Source organism: Streptomyces fungicidicus (assembly GCF_003665435.1).
GTDB classification, from domain to species: Bacteria; Actinomycetota; Actinomycetes; order Streptomycetales; family Streptomycetaceae; genus Streptomyces; species Streptomyces fungicidicus.
The window spans coordinates 5,208,233-5,227,245 of the sequence record NZ_CP023407.1 but is presented as its reverse complement, the minus strand read 5'-3'; the positions used below and the strand labels follow the sequence as shown (position 1 = coordinate 5,227,245).

The 19,013-nt window shown below is 70.5% G+C and carries 19 protein-coding genes; 13 read left to right on the top strand and 6 right to left on the bottom strand.

Features of this window, described 5'->3' with window-relative positions:
- The 7 genes from CNQ36_RS24040 to CNQ36_RS24010 all read left to right on the top strand — a co-directional run bounded on the left by CNQ36_RS24040 (nucleotide 1) and on the right by CNQ36_RS24010 (nucleotide 9,379).
- Nucleotides 1-693: a spermidine synthase family protein gene (locus CNQ36_RS24040; RefSeq protein WP_121547496.1), complete on the top strand. Its 693-nt coding sequence runs from the start codon at nucleotides 1-3 to the stop codon at nucleotides 691-693.
- Nucleotides 694-817: 124 nt separating this feature from the next.
- Nucleotides 818-1,558 (top strand): response regulator transcription factor, encoded by a 741-nt coding sequence (locus CNQ36_RS24035; RefSeq protein ID WP_004925748.1) that lies wholly within the window; start codon nucleotides 818-820, stop codon nucleotides 1,556-1,558.
- Nucleotides 1,555-2,667 (top strand): HAMP domain-containing sensor histidine kinase, encoded by a 1,113-nt coding sequence (locus CNQ36_RS24030; RefSeq protein ID WP_004925751.1) that lies wholly within the window; start codon nucleotides 1,555-1,557, stop codon nucleotides 2,665-2,667. The genes CNQ36_RS24035 and CNQ36_RS24030 overlap by 4 nt, the downstream gene beginning before the upstream one ends.
- Before the next feature lie 291 nt (nucleotides 2,668-2,958).
- Complete coding sequence (locus tag CNQ36_RS24025) at nucleotides 2,959-6,762, top strand: multifunctional oxoglutarate decarboxylase/oxoglutarate dehydrogenase thiamine pyrophosphate-binding subunit/dihydrolipoyllysine-residue succinyltransferase subunit (protein ID WP_004925752.1); 3,804 nt, start codon at nucleotides 2,959-2,961, stop codon at nucleotides 6,760-6,762.
- Between the two features lie 80 nt (nucleotides 6,763-6,842).
- Nucleotides 6,843-7,022, top strand: a complete 180-nt coding sequence (locus CNQ36_RS24020; protein ID WP_040906144.1) for a DUF6104 family protein — start codon at nucleotides 6,843-6,845, stop codon at nucleotides 7,020-7,022.
- A gap of 439 nt (nucleotides 7,023-7,461) precedes the next feature.
- Complete coding sequence (locus tag CNQ36_RS24015) at nucleotides 7,462-8,334, top strand: DUF4097 family beta strand repeat-containing protein (protein WP_121547495.1); 873 nt, start codon at nucleotides 7,462-7,464, stop codon at nucleotides 8,332-8,334.
- Nucleotide 8,335: 1 nt separating this feature from the next.
- Nucleotides 8,336-9,379, top strand: coding sequence for a PadR family transcriptional regulator (locus tag CNQ36_RS24010; protein WP_004925757.1), 1,044 nt, complete (start codon nucleotides 8,336-8,338; stop codon nucleotides 9,377-9,379).
- A gap of 61 nt (nucleotides 9,380-9,440) precedes the next feature.
- Here CNQ36_RS24010 and CNQ36_RS24005 read toward each other — a convergent pair whose 3' ends face one another.
- The 4 genes from CNQ36_RS24005 to CNQ36_RS23990 all read right to left on the bottom strand — a co-directional run bounded on the left by CNQ36_RS24005 (nucleotide 9,441) and on the right by CNQ36_RS23990 (nucleotide 12,684).
- A complete protein-coding gene (locus CNQ36_RS24005; protein WP_121547494.1) occupies nucleotides 9,441-10,004 on the bottom strand; it encodes a Clp protease N-terminal domain-containing protein in 564 nt (187 codons plus the stop codon).
- The gene (locus CNQ36_RS24000; protein WP_004925761.1) at nucleotides 10,004-10,213 is read right to left on the bottom strand and encodes an HTH domain-containing protein; all 210 of its coding nucleotides are present in this window, start codon (nucleotides 10,211-10,213) and stop codon (nucleotides 10,004-10,006) included. Before CNQ36_RS24000 ends, CNQ36_RS24005 begins: the two co-directional genes overlap by 1 nt.
- Nucleotides 10,214-10,316: 103 nt before the next feature.
- Nucleotides 10,317-11,282, bottom strand: coding sequence for a zinc-binding dehydrogenase (locus CNQ36_RS23995; RefSeq protein ID WP_121547493.1), 966 nt, complete (start codon nucleotides 11,280-11,282; stop codon nucleotides 10,317-10,319).
- Between the two features lie 163 nt (nucleotides 11,283-11,445).
- Entirely contained in the window at nucleotides 11,446-12,684 is a 1,239-nt protein-coding gene (locus tag CNQ36_RS23990; RefSeq protein ID WP_121547492.1) for an NAD(P)-dependent malic enzyme, read from the bottom strand.
- A gap of 584 nt (nucleotides 12,685-13,268) precedes the next feature.
- On the opposite strand from CNQ36_RS23990, the gene CNQ36_RS23980 reads away from it, so the two are divergent.
- Genes CNQ36_RS23980 through CNQ36_RS23970 form a run of 3 tightly spaced genes read left to right on the top strand, consistent with a single transcriptional unit; the run spans nucleotide 13,269 to nucleotide 15,981 of the window.
- A complete protein-coding gene (locus tag CNQ36_RS23980) occupies nucleotides 13,269-14,231 on the top strand; it encodes an ABC transporter substrate-binding protein (RefSeq protein WP_121547491.1) in 963 nt (320 codons plus the stop codon).
- 38 nt (nucleotides 14,232-14,269) lie between these two features.
- Nucleotides 14,270-15,208: an amino acid ABC transporter permease gene (locus CNQ36_RS23975; protein ID WP_121547490.1), complete on the top strand. Its 939-nt coding sequence runs from the start codon at nucleotides 14,270-14,272 to the stop codon at nucleotides 15,206-15,208.
- Nucleotides 15,205-15,981 carry an amino acid ABC transporter ATP-binding protein gene (locus tag CNQ36_RS23970; protein ID WP_040906148.1) on the top strand — a complete coding sequence of 259 codons (777 nt, stop codon included), beginning with the start codon at nucleotides 15,205-15,207 and terminating at the stop codon, nucleotides 15,979-15,981. The genes CNQ36_RS23975 and CNQ36_RS23970 overlap by 4 nt, the downstream gene beginning before the upstream one ends.
- A 79-nt stretch (nucleotides 15,982-16,060) precedes the next feature.
- Here CNQ36_RS23970 and CNQ36_RS23965 read toward each other — a convergent pair whose 3' ends face one another.
- Nucleotides 16,061-16,831, bottom strand: a complete 771-nt coding sequence (locus CNQ36_RS23965; protein WP_004925773.1) for a class I SAM-dependent methyltransferase — start codon at nucleotides 16,829-16,831, stop codon at nucleotides 16,061-16,063.
- A 100-nt stretch (nucleotides 16,832-16,931) separates the two neighbouring features.
- Here CNQ36_RS23965 and CNQ36_RS23960 point away from each other — a divergent pair, with 100 nt between their 5' ends.
- On the top strand, nucleotides 16,932-17,582 hold the full coding sequence (locus CNQ36_RS23960; RefSeq protein ID WP_004925775.1) for a CGNR zinc finger domain-containing protein: 651 nt from the start codon (nucleotides 16,932-16,934) through the stop codon (nucleotides 17,580-17,582).
- Here the strand turns inward: CNQ36_RS23960 and sodX are convergent.
- A complete protein-coding gene (gene sodX / locus CNQ36_RS23955; RefSeq protein WP_004925778.1) occupies nucleotides 17,465-17,899 on the bottom strand; it encodes a nickel-type superoxide dismutase maturation protease in 435 nt (144 codons plus the stop codon). The two genes, CNQ36_RS23960 and sodX, sit on opposite strands and share 118 nt — an antisense overlap.
- Before the next feature lie 147 nt (nucleotides 17,900-18,046).
- Between sodX and sodN the strand changes: the two genes are divergently transcribed.
- Nucleotides 18,047-18,442, top strand: coding sequence for a superoxide dismutase, Ni (sodN, locus tag CNQ36_RS23950; RefSeq protein WP_121547489.1), 396 nt, complete (start codon nucleotides 18,047-18,049; stop codon nucleotides 18,440-18,442).
- 145 nt (nucleotides 18,443-18,587) lie between these two features.
- Complete coding sequence (locus CNQ36_RS23945) at nucleotides 18,588-19,010, top strand: helix-turn-helix domain-containing protein (RefSeq protein ID WP_004925786.1); 423 nt, start codon at nucleotides 18,588-18,590, stop codon at nucleotides 19,008-19,010.
- Nucleotides 19,011-19,013 lie beyond the last annotated feature (3 nt).

The following is a 19,013-nucleotide window of genomic DNA, read 5'->3' as shown; positions in this document are numbered from 1 at the left end:
ATGTCCACCCCGTACGACATTCCCGAAGCCCCCGAGATCCTGGACCGCCGCGAGGGCCCGTACGGCGAGGTCGTGCTGCGCAGGCACGGCGACCTGCTGCAGATCATCGCCAACGGCTGCTTCCTGATGGACACCTCCGACGGCCGCTCGGAACGGCGGCTGGTCGACGCCGCCCTGGCCGCGCTCGACGGGCGCACGGCGCACCGGCCGCACGTCCTGATCGGCGGCCTCGGGGTCGGCTTCTCGCTCGCACACGCCGCCGGACAGCCCGAGTGGGGGCGCGTGGCCGTGGTGGAACGCGAGCCGGCGATCATCGAGTGGCACCGCGGGGGGCCGCTGGCCGCGCTCTCCGCGCGGGCCCTCGCCGACCCGCGCACGGAGATCATCGAGACGGACCTGGTCCGCTACGTCCATGAGACGTCCGACACGTTCGACGCGCTCTGCCTCGACATCGACAACGGGCCCGACTGGACCGTCACCGAGGACAACGGCACCCTCTACTCGCTCAGCGGACTGGCGGCCTGTGAAAGGGTGTTGAGGCCGGGCGGCGTACTCGCGGTGTGGTCGGCGCAACCGTCCCCGGAATTTGAAGGAACCTTGCGGAATGCCGGGTTCCGTCAGGTGCGTACCGAAGAGGTCCCCGTTGCCCGGGGCGTTCCGGACGTCGTGCACATCGGCGTCCGCCCTGGATAGCAAAGGCGCGGTGACTCCCCGTACGCTGCTGCCCTGACGCAGATCATTCAAGAGTCAATCGCAGTCATGCGCAGACGACGGATCACCCCACTGATTCCGAAAAAGCACACCTCAGGGGCGGGCGATGGAGCAGACACAGACCTCCCACAACGGCACGGCCACGACCACCCCCGGCGCACAGCGCAGGGTCCTGGTGGTCGAGGACGACGCGACGATCGTGGACGCCATCGCGACTCGCCTCCGCGCCGAGGGATTCCTGGTGCAAACGGCGGGCGACGGCCCGTCCGCGGTGGACACGGCGGAGGCCTGGCAGCCCGATTTGCTGATCCTCGACATCATGCTGCCGGGCTTCGACGGCCTGGAGGTCTGCCGGCGCGTGCAGGCCCAGCGGCCGCTGCCGGTGCTGATGCTCACCGCGCGTGACGACGAGACCGACATGCTGGTCGGTCTGGGCGTCGGCGCCGACGACTACATGACGAAGCCCTTCTCCATGCGGGAGCTGGCGGCACGCGTGCACGTGCTGCTGCGCCGCATGGAGCGCGCCGCCCTCGCGGCGACGACCCCGCGCAGCGGAATACTGCGCCTGGGCGAACTGGAGATCGACCACGCGCAGCGCCGGGTGCGGGTGCGCAGCGAGGACGTGCATCTCACGCCCACCGAGTTCGACCTGCTGGTCTGCCTGGCGAACACGCCCCGCGCGGTGCTCTCCCGCGAGCAACTGCTGGCCGAGGTCTGGGACTGGGCGGACGCCTCCGGCACCCGCACGGTCGACAGCCACATCAAGGCGCTGCGCCGGAAGATCGGCGCCGAGCGCATCCGCACCGTGCACGGCGTCGGCTACGCCCTGGAGACGCCGACGCCATGAGCGACGGTCCGGCCGGACGCAGAGGCCCCGGGGCGCAGCCGCCCTGGGGCGGTGTACGCCCGTTCTCGATCCAGACCAAGCTGGGCGCGCTGGTCGTCGTCTCGGTCCTGATCACCACCGGGCTCTCGGTGATCGCCGTGCACACCAAGACGGAGCTGCGCTTCATCACGATCTTCTCGATGATCGCCACCCTCCTGATCACGCAGTTCGTGGCGCACTCGCTCACCGCTCCGCTGGACGACATGAACGCCGTCGCCCGCTCCATCTCGCACGGCGACTACACCCGCCGGGTGCGCGAGAACCGGCGGGACGAGCTGGGCGGCCTGGCCCAGACGATCAACGCCATGGCGGACGAGCTGGAGGCCCAGGACCGCCAGCGCAAGGAGCTGGTGGCCAACGTCTCGCACGAGCTGCGCACCCCCATCGCGGGCCTGCGCGCGGTGCTGGAGAACATCGTCGACGGCGTCACGCGGGCCGATCCCGAGACGATGCGCACGGCCCTGAAGCAGACCGAGCGCCTGGGCCGTCTCGTGGAGACGCTCCTCGACCTGTCCCGCCTGGACAACGGCGTGGTCCCGCTGAAGAAGCGGCGCTTCGAGGTGTGGCCGTACCTGTCCGGGGTGCTGAAGGAGGCCAACATGGTCGCCTCGGCCCGCGCGGGCATGGCCTCCGGCTCGGGCAGCCACACCCGTACGGACGTCCATCTGCACCTCGACGTGTCCCCGCCGGAGCTGGTCGCGCACGCCGACCCCGAGCGCATCCACCAGGTGGTCGCCAACCTCATCGACAACGCGGTCAAGCACAGCCCGCCGCACGGCCGGGTGACGGTCCGGGCGCGGCGCGGGGAGCGGCCGGAGTCGCTGGAGCTGGAGGTGCTGGACGAAGGGCCCGGCATTCCGCGGACCGAGTGGCACCGGGTCTTCGAGCGGTTCAACCGGGGCAACGTCAACCGGCCGCACGGCCCGGGCAGCGACGGCGGCACCGGTCTCGGCCTGGCGATCGCCCGCTGGGCCGTGGATCTGCACGGCGGCCGGATCGGCGTGGCCGAATCCGAGCGGGGCTGCCGGATCCTTGTCACTCTTCCGGGAGCGTCTTCCGTACCAAGTTGACGTAAAGTTCGAAGCGGAGCCGCAAGATCCATCCGTGTTCGCGCTGACGGACACGTGTGATCAGGCACAGGCCCGCGCGAGCTGCGCGCCGAGGCCCGGCCGAGCGATGCCTGAAGCCCTCCGAAGAATCAAAACCACGGTTGTTTCCCGCCATTTCCCGCGCCGAAACACGCTCCGCAATGTGACTTACACGACGATGGACGGGCCCGGCCTGACCTTCTCGCTCTCGGGGGCGTAGCCTTTATTTCCGCTGTCCATCATCTTGCGAAGCGGAAGAGGGCGGTTGACGCCGTGTCGCCACAGTCCCCCAGTAACTCGAGCATCTCGACCGACACCGACCAAGCGGGCAAGAACCCCGCTGCGGCCTTCGGTGCCAACGAATGGCTCGTCGACGAGATCTACCAGCAGTACCTCCAGGACCCGAACTCGGTGGACCGAGCCTGGTGGGACTTCTTCGCCGACTACAAGCCGGGCGCGCCTGCGACCTCGGCTCCGGCGGGTACCGCGGCCGCGGGGGCCACGGGCACCACCGGTACGGCGCAGCCGGCCGCTCCGGCCCGCCCCGCGGCGCCCGCGCCCGCTCCGGCGGCCGCGCAGCCCGCCCAGGCCGCACCCGCCGCCGCGCCGGCCGCCAAGGCCCCGGCGCAGGCTCCCGCCCCGGCGAAGGCCGCCGCGCCCGCCGCGAAGCCGGCCGCCGCCAAGGCCGAGCCCGCCGCCGAGGCGAAGACCGGCCCCGAGCAGGTGACCCTGCGCGGCCCGTCCGCCGCCGTGGCGAAGAACATGGACGCCTCCCTGGAACTGCCCACGGCCACGTCCGTGCGCGCGGTCCCGGTGAAGCTGCTGTTCGACAACCGCATCGTCATCAACAACCACCTCAAGCGGGCCCGGGGCGGGAAGATCTCCTTCACGCACCTGATCGGCTACGCGATGGTGCAGGCCATCAAGGCCATGCCGACGATGAACCACTCGTTCGCCCGGGTGGACGGCAAGCCGACCCTGGTGAAGCCGGAGCACGTCAACCTCGGTCTGGCCATCGACCTGGTGAAGCCCAACGGCGACCGCCAGCTGGTCGTCGCGGCCATCAAGAAGGCCGAGACGCTGAACTTCTTCGAGTTCTGGCAGGCCTACGAGGACATCGTCCGTCGCGCCCGCGACAACAAGCTGACGATGGACGACTTCACCGGTGTCACGGTCTCCCTGACCAACCCCGGCGGCCTCGGCACCGTCCACTCCGTGCCGCGGCTGATGCCCGGCCAGGCGGTCATCATGGGCGTCGGCTCCATGGACTACCCGGCGGAGTTCCAGGGCACCTCCCAGGACACCCTGAACAAGCTCGGCATCTCGAAGGTCATGACGCTCACGTCGACCTACGACCACCGGGTGATCCAGGGCGCCGCCTCCGGCGAGTTCCTGCGCGCGGTCGCGAACCTCCTCCTCGGCGAGAAGGGCTTCTACGACGAGATCTTCGAGGCGCTGCGCATCCCCTACGAGCCGGTCCGCTGGCTCAAGGACATCGACGCCTCGCACGACGACGACGTCACCAAGGCCGCCCGGGTCTTCGAGCTGATCCACTCCTACCGGGTCCGCGGCCACGTCATGGCCGACACCGACCCGCTGGAGTACCGCCAGCGCAAGCACCCCGACCTGGACATCGTCGAGCACGGCCTCACCCTGTGGGACCTGGAGCGCGAGTTCGCCGTCGGCGGCTTCGCCGGCAAGTCCCTGATGAAGCTGCGCGACATCCTGGGCGTGCTGCGCGACTCGTACTGCCGCACCACCGGCGTCGAGTTCATGCACATCCAGGACCCCAAGCAGCGCAAGTGGATCCAGGACCGCATCGAGCGCTCGCACACCAAGCCGGAGCGCGAGGAGCAGCTGCGCATCCTGCGCCGGCTGAACGCGGCGGAGGCCTTCGAGACCTTCCTGCAGACCAAGTACGTCGGCCAGAAGCGCTTCTCCCTGGAGGGCGGCGAGTCCGTCATCCCGCTGCTCGACGCGGTGCTGGACTCGGCCGCCGAGTCCCGCCTGGACGAGGTCGTCATCGGCATGGCCCACCGCGGCCGGCTGAACGTGCTGGCGAACATCGTCGGCAAGTCGTACGCGCAGATCTTCCGCGAGTTCGAGGGCAACCTCGACCCGAAGTCGATGCACGGCTCCGGCGACGTGAAGTACCACCTGGGCGCCGAGGGCACCTTCACCGGCCTGGACGGCGAGCAGATCAAGGTCTCGCTGGTCGCCAACCCCTCGCACCTCGAGGCGGTCGACCCGGTCCTGGAGGGCGTCTCCCGCGCCAAGCAGGACATCATCGGCAAGGGCGGCACGGACTTCACCGTCCTGCCGGTGGCGATCCACGGCGACGCGGCCTTCGCGGGCCAGGGCGTGGTGGCCGAGACCCTGAACATGTCGCAGCTGCGCGGCTACCGCACCGGCGGCACGGTCCACGTCGTCATCAACAACCAGGTCGGCTTCACCGCGGCCCCCGAGTCCTCGCGTTCCTCCATGTACGCGACGGACGTGGCCCGCATGATCGAGGCCCCGATCTTCCACGTGAACGGCGACGACCCGGAGGCCGTCGTGCGCGTCGCGCGGCTCGCCTTCGAGTTCCGCCAGGCGTTCAACAAGGACGTGGTGATCGACCTCATCTGCTACCGCCGCCGCGGTCACAACGAGTCCGACAACCCGGCCTTCACCCAGCCGCTGATGTACGACCTGATCGACAAGAAGCGCTCGGTGCGCAAGCTCTACACCGAGTCCCTGATCGGTCGCGGCGACATCACCCTGGAAGAGGCCGAGCAGGCGCTGCAGGACTACCAGGGCCAGCTGGAGAAGGTCTTCACGGAGGTCCGCGAGGCCACCTCGCAGCCGGCGGCGGTCGAGCCGTCGGACCCGCAGGCCGAGTTCCCGGTCGCCGTGAACACCGCGGTGACCACGGAGACCGTCAAGCGGATCGCCGAGTCCCAGGTCAACATCCCCGACCACATCACCGTCCACCCGCGTCTGCTGCCTCAGCTGCAGCGCCGGGCGTCGATGGTCGAGGACGGCACGATCGACTGGGGCATGGGCGAGACCCTCGCCCTCGGCTCGCTGCTGCTGGAGGGCGTCCCGGTCCGGCTCGCCGGCCAGGACTCCCAGCGCGGCACCTTCGGCCAGCGCCACGCGGTCATCATCGACCGCAGCACGGGCGAGGAGTACACGCCGCTGCAGTACCTCTCCGAGGACCAGGGCCGGCTGAACGTCTACAACTCCCTGCTGTCCGAGTACGCGGCGATGGGCTTCGAGTACGGCTACTCGCTGGCCCGCCCCGACGCGCTCGTGCTGTGGGAGGCGCAGTTCGGCGACTTCGTCAACGGCGCGCAGACGGTCGTGGACGAGTTCATCTCGTCGGCGGAGCAGAAGTGGGCCCAGACCTCCGGTGTGGTCCTGCTCCTCCCGCACGGCTACGAGGGCCAGGGCCCGGACCACTCCTCGGCCCGTCCGGAGCGGTTCCTGCAGCTCTGCGCCCAGAACAACATGACGGTCGCCATGCCGACGTCGCCGTCGAACTACTTCCACCTGCTGCGCTGGCAGGCGCACAACCCGCACCACAAGCCGCTGGTCGTCTTCACCCCGAAGTCGATGCTGCGTCTGAAGGCCGCGGCGGCGAAGGCGGAGGAGTTCACCACGGGCCAGTTCCGCCCGGTCATCGGTGACGCCTCGGTCGACCCGGCCGCGGTGAAGAAGGTCGTCTTCACGGCGGGCAAGGTCTACTACGACCTCGAGGCCGAGCGGCAGAAGCGCGGCGCGACGGACATCGCGATCATCCGCATCGAGCGCCTGTACCCCCTGCCGGGTGCGGAGCTCCAGGCGGAGATCAAGAAGTACCCGAACGCCGAGAAGTACCTGTGGGCCCAGGAGGAGCCGGCGAACCAGGGTGCCTGGCCGTTCATCGCGCTCAACCTGATCGACCACCTCGACCTGGCGGTCGGCGCCGACGTGCCGCACGACGAGCGTCTGCGCCGCATCTCGCGGCCGCACAGCTCGTCCCCGGCGGTCGGCTCCGCCAAGCGCCACCAGGCCGAGCAGGAGCAGCTGGTGCGCGAGGTCTTCGAGGCGTAACCGGCGGCAGTACGCGTACGGGCCGCACCCCCTTCCCGGGGGTGCGGCCCGGCCGTTTTCCGGCACATATCCTTGTCCTCATGTACTTCACGGACCGTGGCATCGAGGAACTGGAGAAGCGGCGCGGGGAGGAGGAGGTCACCTTCGAGTGGCTGGCCGAGCAGCTGCGCACGTTCGTCGACCTCAACCCCGACTTCGAGGTCCCGGTGGAACGCCTGGCCACCTGGCTGGCCCGCCTGGACGACGAGGAAGACGACTAACCCCCTCCTCCCCCGGCCGCGCTCGGGCGTGCGCCAGGCGTGCAGCGCCCTCAGCCGGGTGTGACGCCGGCGCGCCGCCTCGACCCCACCGCCGCAGCCGCACTCCCGCGGGCCGCCGCGCCGCCCCACCCGCGTCCCCGCAGCGACCCGCGTCCCTGCGGGCAGCCGCGCCGCCGCAGCCGCACTCCGCGGGCAGTCGTGCCGCTGGGGCGGCACGGGTGGGCGCGACGGCACCCCGCAAACGCCGGGCTGCGTAATCCCACCCCCGGCCACCCCCACGCAGCGCCCGCCCACCGCGCACGAAAGGCCCACCGAACAGACCGCTCACCAAGACGAGTGTCTTGACTTTCGACCTCCGCGATATATCGTGATTCACGCAAGACGCGATATGGCGCGTCCACGCGCCACCGGGCCATCGCCACCCCAGGAGGTCGTCACCATGCCCGAGTCGTCCGTAGCGGAGCCCACAAAGCTCACCTTCGACGCCCCCGTGACCGAGCTCCACGTACGCATCGTCAACGGCACGGTCAACGTGGTGGGCACCGACGAGGGCCCCGCCCGCCTGGAGGTCTCCGAGATCGAGGGCCCGCCCCTGCGGGTGACCGAGAAGAACGGCACCCTCACGGTGGCCTACGACGACCTTCCCTGGAAGGGCTTCCTCAAGTGGCTCGACCGCAAGGGCTGGCGCCGCAGCGCGGTCGTCTCCCTCGCCGTCCCCGCCCGGACCCGCGTGGAGGTCGGCGTAGTAGGCGCCGGCGCCATGGTCTCCGGCATCCGCGGACCCGCCGCCGTCAAGGGTGTCGCGGGCGACACCACCCTCGTCGCCCTCTCCGGCCCCGTCCGCGCCGACACCGTGACGGGGAACGTGGAGGCACAGTCCGTCACCGGCGACCTCCGCTTCGCCTCCGTCTCCGGAGACCTCACCGTCGTCGACGGCTCCGGATCCTCCGTCCGGGCGGACTCGGTCAGCGGATCCATGATCGTGGACCTCGACCCCGACGGCCCCACCGACGTCCGGCTGACCAGCGTCTCGGGAGAGATCGCCATCCGGCTGCCGGAACCGGCGGACGCCGACGTCGAGGCCAACACCGCGAGCGGCGCCATCTCCAACGCCTTCGACGACCTCCGGATAGAGGGCCAGTGGGGCGCCCACAAGCTCACCGGCCGCCTGGGCGCGGGCAGCGGCAAGCTGCGCGCCACCACCGTCTCCGGGTCCATCGCCCTGCTGCGCCGCCCGGCCGGGGAGGACGAGCCCGGCCCGCGGGACGGCTCGGGAGAGACCGCCGGCACGACCGACAAGAAGGTGCTCTGACATGCCCCCCGTCTTCGCCCACGGACGCCTCCGCCTCTACCTGCTGAAGCTGCTCGACGAGGCCCCCCGCCACGGCTACGAGGTGATCCGCCTCCTCGAGGAGCGCTTCCAGGGGCTGTACGCCCCGTCGGCGGGCACCGTCTACCCGCGGCTCGCCAAGCTGGAGGCGGAAGGCCTGGTCACCCACACCACCGAGGGCGGCCGCAAGGTGTACTCGATCACGGACGCCGGCCGGGCCGAACTGGCCGACCGCAGCGGCGAACTGGCCGATCTGGAACTGGAGATCCGCGAGTCGGTCGCGGAGCTGGCCGCCGAGATCCGCGCCGACGTCAGCGGCGCCGCGGGCGACCTGCGCCGCGAGATGCGGGCGGCGGCCGGCCAGGCCCGCCAGAGCCGTAAGGGCGGGGCGTCCTCCGAAGAGGGCGGCGGTTTCGGCGACTTCGACTTCGGGGTCTTCGGCGACAGCGATGCCTGGCGCGCCGCCAAGGAGGAGATGCGCCGCGCCAAGCAGGAGTGGAAGGAACAGGCCCGGCGCGCCAAGGACGAGAGCCGCCGCTCCCGCGAGGAGGCGCAGCGCGCCCGCCGCCAGGCCAAGGAGGCCCAGGACAGGGCGCAGGAGCAGGTGCAGCGCATCGCGCGGCAGGTCCAGGAGCAGGTGCAGGGCCACTTCGCCCGGGGCGACTGGCCGACGGGTCTGCGCGAGGGCCTCGGCGAAGTGGTCAAGGAGATGAGCGAGTTCGGCAAGGACTTCGCCTTCGGCCGCCCCGGCGCGGGCGGCCCCGGCAAGACCTCCGAGCCGTCGTACTCCCGGACCTCCGAGGACTTCCCCGCCGAATACGTCCCGGCCTGGGGTCACGGTGACCCCTCGGACTCCACCGGCGATCCCGCCCGGGACCTGGAGCGCCTCCTGGACCGCTTCCGGGACGACGTCCGTGACGCGGCCCGCGACCACGGCGTCACCGCCGACCAGTACCGCGACGCCCGCCGCCACCTGTCCACGGCGGCGGCCCACATCGGCGCGATACTGCGCGCACCGAAGTCCTGAGCCGCCCGGGCTCGGTCCCGACCGGCGGGACCGAGGCCGGCCGGGCCCTGCGGAGCCGCCGTCAGCCGGCCTTGGCCTCGCCCTCTCCGTACAGCACCCGGGTCACGGACTCGTAGGTGACGCCGTGGTCGGCGAGGACCTCGGCGGGGACGCCGGGGCGGGTGGTCAGGGCCAGCAGGAGGTGCTCGTCACCGATACGGCGGTCGCGCAGGGCGGTGGCGGCACGCAGGGCGCCCGTGAGCACGTCCTTGGCCGCGCGGTCGAACGGCCGGTGTCCCGACCTCCGGCCGGGGCCCTTCCGGTCGCCGGACATCGCCCCCGTCCCGTGCACCTCCTCCACCCGGGCCACGATCTCCGAGACATCGATCCCGATCCCGGCGAGCGCGTCGGTCTCGGCCTGCGTCAGCCCGGCCCGCCGCCGGGCCTCCCCCAGCGCCGTCCGCACCGACTCGCGCCGCTCACCGGCGCCGAGGGCGGACAGCGCGAAGGAGGCCCGGCTGCCTTCCCGGTCGAGCAGGGCCAGCAGCAGATGCTCGGCCCCCACCCGCCCGGCCCCCGCGCCCTCCGCCTGTTCGACCGCCCCCTTCACCACGTCACGGGCGTCCTTCGTGAATCGCTCGAACATCAATGCCTCCCGTACTTCTTGTGCACGGCCTGCCTGCTGACCCCGAGCTCGGCCGCGATCTCCTGCCACGACCAGCCCTGGTTGCGCGCGTTGCGCACCTGCACGGCCTCCAGTTGCTCCAGCAGCCGGCGCAGGGCGGCGACAGCCCGCAGGCCGACCCGTGGGTCGCGGTCGCCCGCCCGCTCGGCGAGGTCGGTTGCCTCAGTCATGATGTCAACTTAGATTGACAGCCACGGGATGTCAACCACGGTTGACATGCAGACGGCCGACCCGGGTGACCGGGCCGGCCGTGGCGGAAGAAGAAAAGAGACGTCAGGGGTTGGTGAGCACGATCTTGCCGAACTGCCCGCCGGACTCCATCCGTTCGAAGCCCTCCCGCGCCCGGTCCATGGGCAGCGCCTCGTCGATGACGGGCCGTACGCCCGCGGCGGCGCAGAAGGAGAGCAGGTCCTCCAGCTCGTCCTTGGTGCCCATCGTCGAGCCGACGATCTTGAGCTCAAGGAAGAAGATCCGGGTCAGCTCGGCATGCGACGGCCGGTCGCCGCTGGTGGCGCCGGAGATCACCAGCGTGCCGCCGGGACGCAGCGACTTCACCGAGTGGGACCAGGTGGCGGCGCCCACGGTCTCGATCACCGCGTCGACCCGCTGCGGCAGCCGCGCCCCGGGCTCCACCGCCTCCACGGCGCCGAGTTCCAGCGCCCGCTTGCGCTTCGCCTCGTCCCGGCTGGTGGCGAAGACCCGCAGCCCCGCGGCCCTGCCGAGCACGATCGCGGCGGTGGCGACGCCGCCCCCGGCGCCCTGCACCAGCACCGAGTCCCCGGGCCGCACCCCGGCGTTGGTGAACAGCATCCGGTACGCGGTCAGCCAGGCCGTCGGCAGACAGGCGGCCTCCTCGAAGGAGAGCTCCTTCGGCTTGGGCAGGATGTTCCAGGTGGGCACGGCGACCTGCTCCGCGAAGGTGCCCTGGTAGCGCTCGGTCAGGATGGAGCGGGGCTCCTTGGGCCCCACCCCGTGACCGCTCTGTCCGATCACCGAGTGCAGGACGACCTCGTTGCCGTCCTCGTCGATGCCGGCGGCGTCGCAGCCGAGGATCATCGGCAGCTTGTCCTCCGCGAGGCCGACGCCCCGCAGGGACCAGAGGTCGTGGTGGTTGAGGGAGGCGGCCTTGACCGTGACGGTGCTCCAGCCGGGACGGGACTCGGGAGCGGGGCGCTCTCCCAACTCCAGACCCGTCAGCGGCTGGTCGCGGTCGATTCGGGCGGCGTAGACGGCGAACATGACCTTGACGATAGGTTCCCGGCCCCGCCGAAGGAACCAGGCCCCGCTGTGAGACACGCCCTCTTGCCACCCGGCCGCGGCGGCCGCACCGCCGGACGGGTCCCCGGCAAAGAAAACGGCCCCGCCCCCGCATCCGGGGACGAGGCCGACGGCACGGCACGCCTCAGCGGCGGGCGACGCCCTCCGCCCGGGCGGCGGCGGCCACGGCCGCGGTCACCGCGGGGGCGACCCGCTCGTCGAACGGGGACGGGATGACGTAGTCGGCGGCGAGGTCGTCACCGACCACCGAGGCCAGCGCCTCGGCCGCGGCCAGCTTCATCCCCTCGGTGATCCGGGAGGCGCGCACCTGCAGCGCCCCCGCGAAGATCCCCGGGAACGCCAGCACGTTGTTGATCTGGTTCGGGAAGTCCGACCGTCCGGTGGCCACGACCGCCGCGTACTTGTGCGCGACCTCCGGGTGCACCTCCGGGTCCGGGTTGGCCATGGCGAAGACGAACGCGCCCTCGGCCATCGACGCCACCGCCGGCTCCGGCACCGTGCCGCCGGAGACGCCGATGAAGACGTCGGCGCCGGCCAGCGCGGCCTCCAGGGAGCCGGAGATCCCGGCCTTGTTGGTGAACGACGCCAGCTCCGCCTTGATCGGCGTGAGGTCGTCGCGGTCGCGCGACACGACGCCCTTGCGGTCGGCCACGGCGACATCGCCGATGCCGGCCTCGACCAGCATCCTGGCGATCGCGACACCCGCCGCGCCGGCGCCCGAGATGACGGCGCGCAGCTCGCCCAGCGTGCGTCCGCTGAGCCGCGCCGCGTTGCGCAGCGCCGCCAGCGACACGACCGCCGTGCCGTGCTGGTCGTCGTGGAAGACCGGGATGTCCAGCCGCTCCTGCAGCCGGCGCTCGATCTCGAAGCACCGCGGCGCCGAGATGTCCTCCAGGTTCACGCCGCCGAAGGACGGGGCGAGCCGGACCACGGTCTCGACGATCTCGTCGACGTCGGTGCAGTTCAGGGCGAGCGGGACGGCGTCCACCCCGCCGAACTGCTTGAAGAGGATGGCCTTGCCCTCCATCACCGGGAGGGAGGCCTCGGGCCCGATGTCACCGAGTCCCAGCACGGCCGTGCCGTCGGTCACGACGGCGACGACCGACGACTTCCAGGTGTAGTCGTGGACGAGGTCCGGCTGCTCGGCGATCGCGCTGCACACCTTCGCGACGCCGGGCGTGTAAGCCAGGGACAGATCGTCCTTGTCGCGGATCGGCACGGTGGCCTGCACAGCCATCTTGCCGCCGCGGTGCAGCGCGAACGCCGGGTCGAAGGAATCGAGGGGCTCGGCCCCGTTCTCCCGCTCCGTGGGACCGTTCCGGCTTTCGCTGTCGCTGCGAGGATTGACAATCTCCGCTGCCACTTGGTTTTACCCCTTAATTGTTCATGGTTTGAGGGTTGCCACTCCTGGTGAGGGGTGGGCGGGACCGCGCAAGGCCCGGAGGGTTGATGCGTACGGGCCAAACACGACGGGCGCGCCGCACACGCGCCCTTGAGCCCCGGATGAGGGGTGTAAAGAACCTTCTTACCGGACGGACGCCGTCGGCGACGAGTCCATAACGCGAAGGTCACATGCCGGGACCTTGAATTGTCGCTCGATATCAGGACAAGGCCGCGGGGAAGTAGGAGCAAGCCCACAACCGCGGCAAAATCCTCGCGGTACGCGTCCACATCCTGGGATATGCCGAAGATCTTCCTGCCGGAACGGCAGATTCCCGCAGACTGTCCGGCCAGATGTCCCGGAGTGATGCGGTTCGGGTGTCACCCGTTATCCGATTTTGACATAGGGAGCCCCCTGAACGGCTCAGTCCGAATGGCAAGATGCCGTAATCGCACGAGGTCGCGACACCCGAAGGCGTGTGTTCTTCGGCGACCTGCGGCGCTGCCGATGCCATCGGCGGCGGCCCACCCATCGGCATCTCCACCCATCCGCCGGAGGAACCCACCATGACCGCAAGCACCACCCGTCGTACCACCGCCGCGCGCTCCCGTCTTGCGGCGGCCGGCGCGATCGCGGTCGCAGGCGCACTGCTTCTCACCGGCTGCGGTGACCAGACCAAGGACAAGGGCTCCGGTGAGAGCAAGTCCGAGAGCAAGGCCCCGCTTGCCGACAAGCTCCCCCAGTCGATCCGCGACAAGGGCGTCGTCAAGGTCGGTTCGGACATCGCCTACGCCCCGGTCGAGTTCAAGGACGACTCCGGCAAGGTGGTCGGCATCGACCCCGACCTCGCCGCGGCGATGGGCAAGCAGCTCGGTGTCACCTTCGAGTTCGAGAACGCCACCTTCGACACGCTCATCGGCGGTCTCGCCTCCAAGCGCTACGACATGGCCATGTCGGCCATGACCGACACCAAGGACCGCCAGGAGGGCGTCGACGCCGACACCGGCAAGAAGGTCGGCGCGGGCGTCGACTTCGTCGACTACTTCACCGCGGGCGTCTCGCTCTACACCAACAAGGGCGCCGACCAGGGCATCAAGACCTGGGACGACCTCTGCGGCAAGACCATGGCCGTCCAGCGCAACACCTTCTCCCACGACCTCGCCAAGGACCAGGCGAAGAAGTGCACGGACGCCGGCGAGAAGACGCTGAAGATCGAGCCCTTCGACACCAACCCCGAGGCCGAGACCCGGATGCGTTCCAAGGGCGCGGACGTCGTCTCCGCCGACTTCCCGATCGCCGCGTACTCCGTGAAGAACTCCGGCGGCGGCAAGTACTTCGAGATCGTCGGTGACCAGGTCGAGGCGGGCCCCTACGGCATAGCCGTGGCCAAGGACAACACCGAGCTGCGTGACGCCCTCCAGGCCGCCGTCCAGGCCGTCATCGACAGCGGCGAGTACCAGAAGATCGTCGACAAGTGGGGTGTCGCGGACGGCGCGATCACCGAGGCCAAGATCAACGGCGGTTCCTGAACCAGCCCCGTTCGATTCGGCTCCGAAAGGCTCCACCCGTGACTGCTGACGTCAACAAGACGGACGGTCCCGGCGCAACGCCCTCCGCCGGGCCGGAGGCCATCAAGGCCATTCCGGTCCGGCACCCCGGGCGGTACGTGTCCGCGGTCGTCGCGCTCGCCCTGCTGGGCGCGGTCGTCTACGCCTTCGCCCAAGGCAAGATCAACTGGGGCGCGATCCCCGACTACTTCTTCGACGACCGGATCCTGCACGGTGTGGGGAACACCCTGCTCCTGACCGTGCTGTCGATGGTGATCGGCATCGCCGGCGGCATCCTGCTCGCCGTGATGCGCCTGTCCAAGAACCCGGTGACCTCGTCCCTCGCCTGGTTCTACATCTGGTTCTTCCGTGGCACCCCGGTCCTGGTCCAGCTCTTCGTCTGGTTCAACCTCGGCCTGGTCTTCGAGTACATCAACCTCGGTCCGATCTACAAGGACTACTGGGCGTCGTTCATGACGCCGCTGCTGACGGCGCTGCTCGGTCTGGGTCTCAACGAGGCCGCCTACATGTCCGAGATCTGCCGGGCGGGGCTGCTCTCGGTCGACGAGGGCCAGACCGAGGCGTCGCACGCGCTCGGCATGAGCCACACCAAGACGCTGCGCCGGATCGTCGTGCCGCAGGCGATGCGAGTGATCGTGCCGCCCACCGGCAACGAGGTCATCAACATGCTGAAGACGACCTCGCTGGTCTCGGCGGTGCAGTTCGCCGACCTCTTCCAGGAGGCCAAGGACATCGGCCAGAACTCGGGCTCCCCGGTGGAGATGTACTTCCTCGCCGCCGCCTGGTACCTGATCATGACCTCGATCCTCAGCGTCGGCCAGTACTACATCGAGCGCCACTACGCCCGCGGCTCGGTCCGCTCCCTGCCGCCGACGCCCCTTCAGCGTTTCAGGGCCGCGGTCCTCCCCACGCGCCGCACGAAGGGAGTCCCGGCATGACGAAGACGGCCGCCACGCCCATGGTCAAGTCCGAGGGCGTCCACAAGTCGTTCGGTGCCGTGGAGGTCCTCAAGGGCATCGACCTCGAGGTGCAGTCCGGCGAGGTGTTCTGCCTCATCGGCCCCTCCGGCTCCGGCAAGTCCACCTTCCTGAGGTGCATCAACCACCTCGAGAAGATCAACGCCGGACGTCTGTACGTCGACGGCGAGCTGGTCGGCTACCGCCAGAAGGGCGACAAGCTCTACGAGCTGAAGGACAGCGAGGTCGCCCTCAAGCGCCGGGACATCGGCATGGTCTTCCAGCGCTTCAACCTGTTCCCGCACATGACGGCCGTCGAGAACGTCATGGAGGCGCCGGTCCAGGTCAAGGGCGTGAGCAAGGCACAGGCCAGGGAGCGCGCGATGCAGCTCCTGGACCGCGTGGGCCTCGGGGACAAGACCGGGAACTACCCCTCGCAGCTCTCCGGCGGCCAGCAACAGCGCGTGGCGATCGCGCGGGCGCTCGCCATGGAGCCCAAGCTGATGCTGTTCGACGAGCCGACCTCGGCGCTCGACCCGGAGCTGGTAGGTGACGTCCTCGACGTCATGCGCGACCTCGCCGAGTCGGGGATGACGATGGTCGTCGTCACCCACGAGATGGGCTTCGCCCGCGAGGTGGGCGACAGCCTGGTCTTCATGGACGGCGGTGTGGTGGTCGAGTCGGGCAACCCGCGCGACGTCCTGACCGACCCGCAGCACGAGCGCACGAAGGCGTTCCTGTCCAAGGTCCTCTGAGGTGCGCTGAGGCGCGCCGGGCGGACACGCGAAGGGGCGGTACGGACTTTCCGTACCGCCCCTTCGCGTGCGCCCGCGGCTACTTCAGCGCCAGCAGCAGGGTGTCCGACGGCGAGCACCACACCGGGCGCGCCTCGGCGAATCCCTTCTCGCGCAGCACGGCGGCGTGCCAGCCGGCCCCCGGCATGTCGCCGTCGGCGTGCTCGCCGTAGATCGCGAAGCGGCGGGCCGTCGGTCCGGCGAGGACCGGGTCCTTCGCGGCGAGCTGCCACCACTCGGCCCAGTCGAGGGCGCCGTCCCGCCGGGCCCGGTCCATGCGCGCGTGGCGCAGCGCGCGCTCGGCCGCGTTGATCCCGGGCGTCGTCTCGTCGATCATGTGGTCCGCGTTCATGAAGACACCGCCGTCGCGGACCAGGCCCGCGACGTGCCCGTAGAGATCCGCGAGAGGTTCCCGGTGCAGCCAGTGGAGGGCGGTCGCGGTCAGCACGGCGTCGTAGGAGTCGTGCGGCAGTGCCGCGGGCCAGTCGGGGTCCTTGAGGTCGGCGGTCACGAAGGTGACCCGCCCGTCACCCGCGAAGGTGCCCTCGGCGATGGCGAGCAGCGCCGGGTCCAGGTCGACGCCGGTGCTGGTGGCGTCCGGGAACCGGTCGAGCAGCCGGGCGGTGATGCTGCCGGTGCCGCAGGCCAGGTCGAGTACCCGGGGCGCGGTGCCGACGAGGGCCTCGACCATGTCGAGCATGATCCGGAAGCGTTCCTCGCGGTCCGGCATGTACCACTCCTGCTGCCGGTCCCAGCTCTGCTGCCAGGCCCCCCAGTCGGTGGTGGCCGTGGTGGTGTCCGCGTCCGTCATCGAGCGCCTCCCTCGCGTACGTCACGTAATACCCTGGATGCACGATCGTCTGTTACTTGACCGCACGCACGACCCTAGAGCCCCTGCGTAAGGACTACAAGTGGAACTGGCCTATTACTCGGATTACGCCGTACGCCTCGTCAACACCGAGGAGCCGGTCCGGGGGAAGGACACGCTCACGTCGGTCGAGGCGGTCCGCGATCTGTTCGGCGCGAACCAGTCGGCCGCCCGGCGCACCGCCGACGCGGACGTGACGCGGTTCCGCTCGGTGCGGGCCCGGCTGCGCTCGGTCTTCGAGGCGGCGGACGGCGGCGACGAGACCCTCGCGGTCGACCTGCTGAACTCGCTGCTGCTGGAGTTCCCGGTGAGCCCACAGATCTCCGGGCACGACTTCCGCGACGACGACGGCCGCCCGCTGTGGCACATGCACCTGGCCGACCACCCGTCCAACGCGACCGCCGGGTACGCCGCCATCGCGGCGATGGGCCTGGCCTTCCACCTCACCGAGTACGGCGTGGACCGCCTCGGGCTGTGCGAGGCGTCGCCCTGCCGCAACGCCTACCTGGACACCTCCACCAACCGCTCCCGGCGCTACTGCTCCGACCGCTGCGCCACCCGCGCGAACGTGGCCGCCTACCGCGCCCGCAAGCGTCTGGAGGCCGACCGGCCGGAGAGCACGGGCCGGGCCGACGACAGCGCCCAGCCGACCACCGCCAGCGGCGAGCGCCGCCCGGAGCCGCGCGGCCGGTAGCGGAAGCGGACCCGGCCCAGCACCAGCTCGTCGGGCACCACCCCGTAGTCGGTGCTGTCGCCGCCCGCGTACGCGTTGTCCCCGAGCACCCACCAGCCGCCGTCGCGCCGCTCGGCGGCCCGTTTCACGACCAGCAGGTCCTGCTGGAACGGATGCCGCAGCACGATCACGTCACCCCGTTTGACCCGGGCGCCGTAGTGGACCAGGAGCCGGTCCCCGTGGTGCAGCGTGGGCACCATGGACGGCCCGGTCACCTCGGCCACCCCGAAGGGCAGCGGCGCCCTCGCCCGCTCGGCGTCCTGCGACAGCTCCGGCATCTCCCGGCACCTCCCCGGCTTCTTCCTCCACCAGTCTCAGTCTGACCCCGGACTTTTGTCCTAAGCCCACGGGGGCAGGCGCGAAAAGCACTCCGCCACGGAGTAATGTCCCCTGTGAGAAGACGATCACGAGGAAGGAAACGCTTCATGCTTTCCCGCCTGTTTGCCCCCAAGGTCAAGGTCAGCGCCCACTGCGACCTGCCCTGCGGCGTGTACGACCCTGCCCAGGCCCGCATCGAGGCGGAGTCGGTGAAGGCCGTCCAGGAGAAGATGGCCGGCAACGACGACCCGCACTTCCAGGCGCGTGCCACCATCATCAAGGAGCAGCGCGCCGAGCTGGCGAAGCACCACGTCTCCGTGCTGTGGAGCGACTACTTCAAGCCCCCGCACTTCGAGAAGTACCCGGAGCTGCACCAGCTGGTCAACGACACCCTGAAGGCCCTGTCGGCCGCCAAGGGCTCGACCGACCCGGCCACCGGCCAGAAGGCCCTGGACTACATCGCCCAGATCGACAAGATCTTCTGGGAGACCAAGAAGGCCTGAACCGGCCTGCCCCCGCGACGACCGGCGATCGGTGCACCATCGCGGGTTCGCGGACACCTCCGAGGGGTCCCGTGCCGTCTCCATCGCGGCCGGGGCCCTTCGGCATGCCCGGGACGGCCGCACCGGGGCGTGGGATGCTGGGCGGATGGAGCTGGAGGATCTGGTGCGGCTGCGGCGGGCCCGGGACCGGATGGACCGCGAGTACGCCGAACCCCTCGACGTCGCGCAGCTGGCGCGGACCGCGTTGATGTCGCCCGGCCACTTCCAGCGCAGCTTCCGCACGGCGTACGGGCAGACGCCGTACGCCTATCTCATGACCCGGCGCATCGAGCGCGCCAAGGCGCTGCTGCGGCGGGGCGACCTCACGGTGACGGAGGTGTGCATCGCCGTCGGCTGCACCTCGCTCGGCTCGTTCAGCGCCCGGTTCACCGAGCTGGTCGGGGAGACGCCGAGCGCGTACCGCGCCCGGTCGCACGAGGAGAGCGCGGTGATCCCGCCGTGCGTGGCCCGGATGTACACCCGTCCGGTGCGCGGCCGGCCCCGGGTCGATCCGAGCGAAACCTTCTAACGT

Excerpts from the sequence above, each read along its gene's own strand:
- CNQ36_RS24035 (WP_004925748.1), top strand. The coding sequence starts at position 818 with ATGGAGCAGACACAGACCTCCCACAACGGCACGGCCACGACCACCCCC.
- CNQ36_RS24005 (WP_121547494.1), bottom strand. The coding sequence starts at position 10,004 with ATGTTCGAGCGATTCACGAAGGACGCCCGTGACGTGGTGAAGGGGGCG.
- CNQ36_RS24040 (WP_121547496.1), top strand. The coding sequence starts at position 1 with ATGTCCACCCCGTACGACATTCCCGAAGCCCCCGAGATCCTGGACCGC.
- CNQ36_RS23965 (WP_004925773.1), bottom strand. The coding sequence starts at position 16,831 with ATGACGGACGCGGACACCACCACGGCCACCACCGACTGGGGGGCCTGG.
- CNQ36_RS24020 (WP_040906144.1), top strand. The coding sequence starts at position 6,843 with ATGTACTTCACGGACCGTGGCATCGAGGAACTGGAGAAGCGGCGCGGG.
- CNQ36_RS23980 (WP_121547491.1), top strand. The coding sequence starts at position 13,269 with ATGACCGCAAGCACCACCCGTCGTACCACCGCCGCGCGCTCCCGTCTT.
- CNQ36_RS24010 (WP_004925757.1), top strand. The coding sequence starts at position 8,336 with ATGCCCCCCGTCTTCGCCCACGGACGCCTCCGCCTCTACCTGCTGAAG.
- CNQ36_RS24015 (WP_121547495.1), top strand. The coding sequence starts at position 7,462 with ATGCCCGAGTCGTCCGTAGCGGAGCCCACAAAGCTCACCTTCGACGCC.
- sodX (WP_004925778.1), bottom strand. The coding sequence starts at position 17,899 with ATGCCGGAGCTGTCGCAGGACGCCGAGCGGGCGAGGGCGCCGCTGCCC.
- CNQ36_RS23970 (WP_040906148.1), top strand. The coding sequence starts at position 15,205 with ATGACGAAGACGGCCGCCACGCCCATGGTCAAGTCCGAGGGCGTCCAC.
- CNQ36_RS23995 (WP_121547493.1), bottom strand. The coding sequence starts at position 11,282 with ATGTTCGCCGTCTACGCCGCCCGAATCGACCGCGACCAGCCGCTGACG.
- CNQ36_RS24000 (WP_004925761.1), bottom strand. The coding sequence starts at position 10,213 with ATGACTGAGGCAACCGACCTCGCCGAGCGGGCGGGCGACCGCGACCCA.
- sodN (WP_121547489.1), top strand. The coding sequence starts at position 18,047 with ATGCTTTCCCGCCTGTTTGCCCCCAAGGTCAAGGTCAGCGCCCACTGC.
- CNQ36_RS23945 (WP_004925786.1), top strand. The coding sequence starts at position 18,588 with ATGGAGCTGGAGGATCTGGTGCGGCTGCGGCGGGCCCGGGACCGGATG.
- CNQ36_RS24030 (WP_004925751.1), top strand. The coding sequence starts at position 1,555 with ATGAGCGACGGTCCGGCCGGACGCAGAGGCCCCGGGGCGCAGCCGCCC.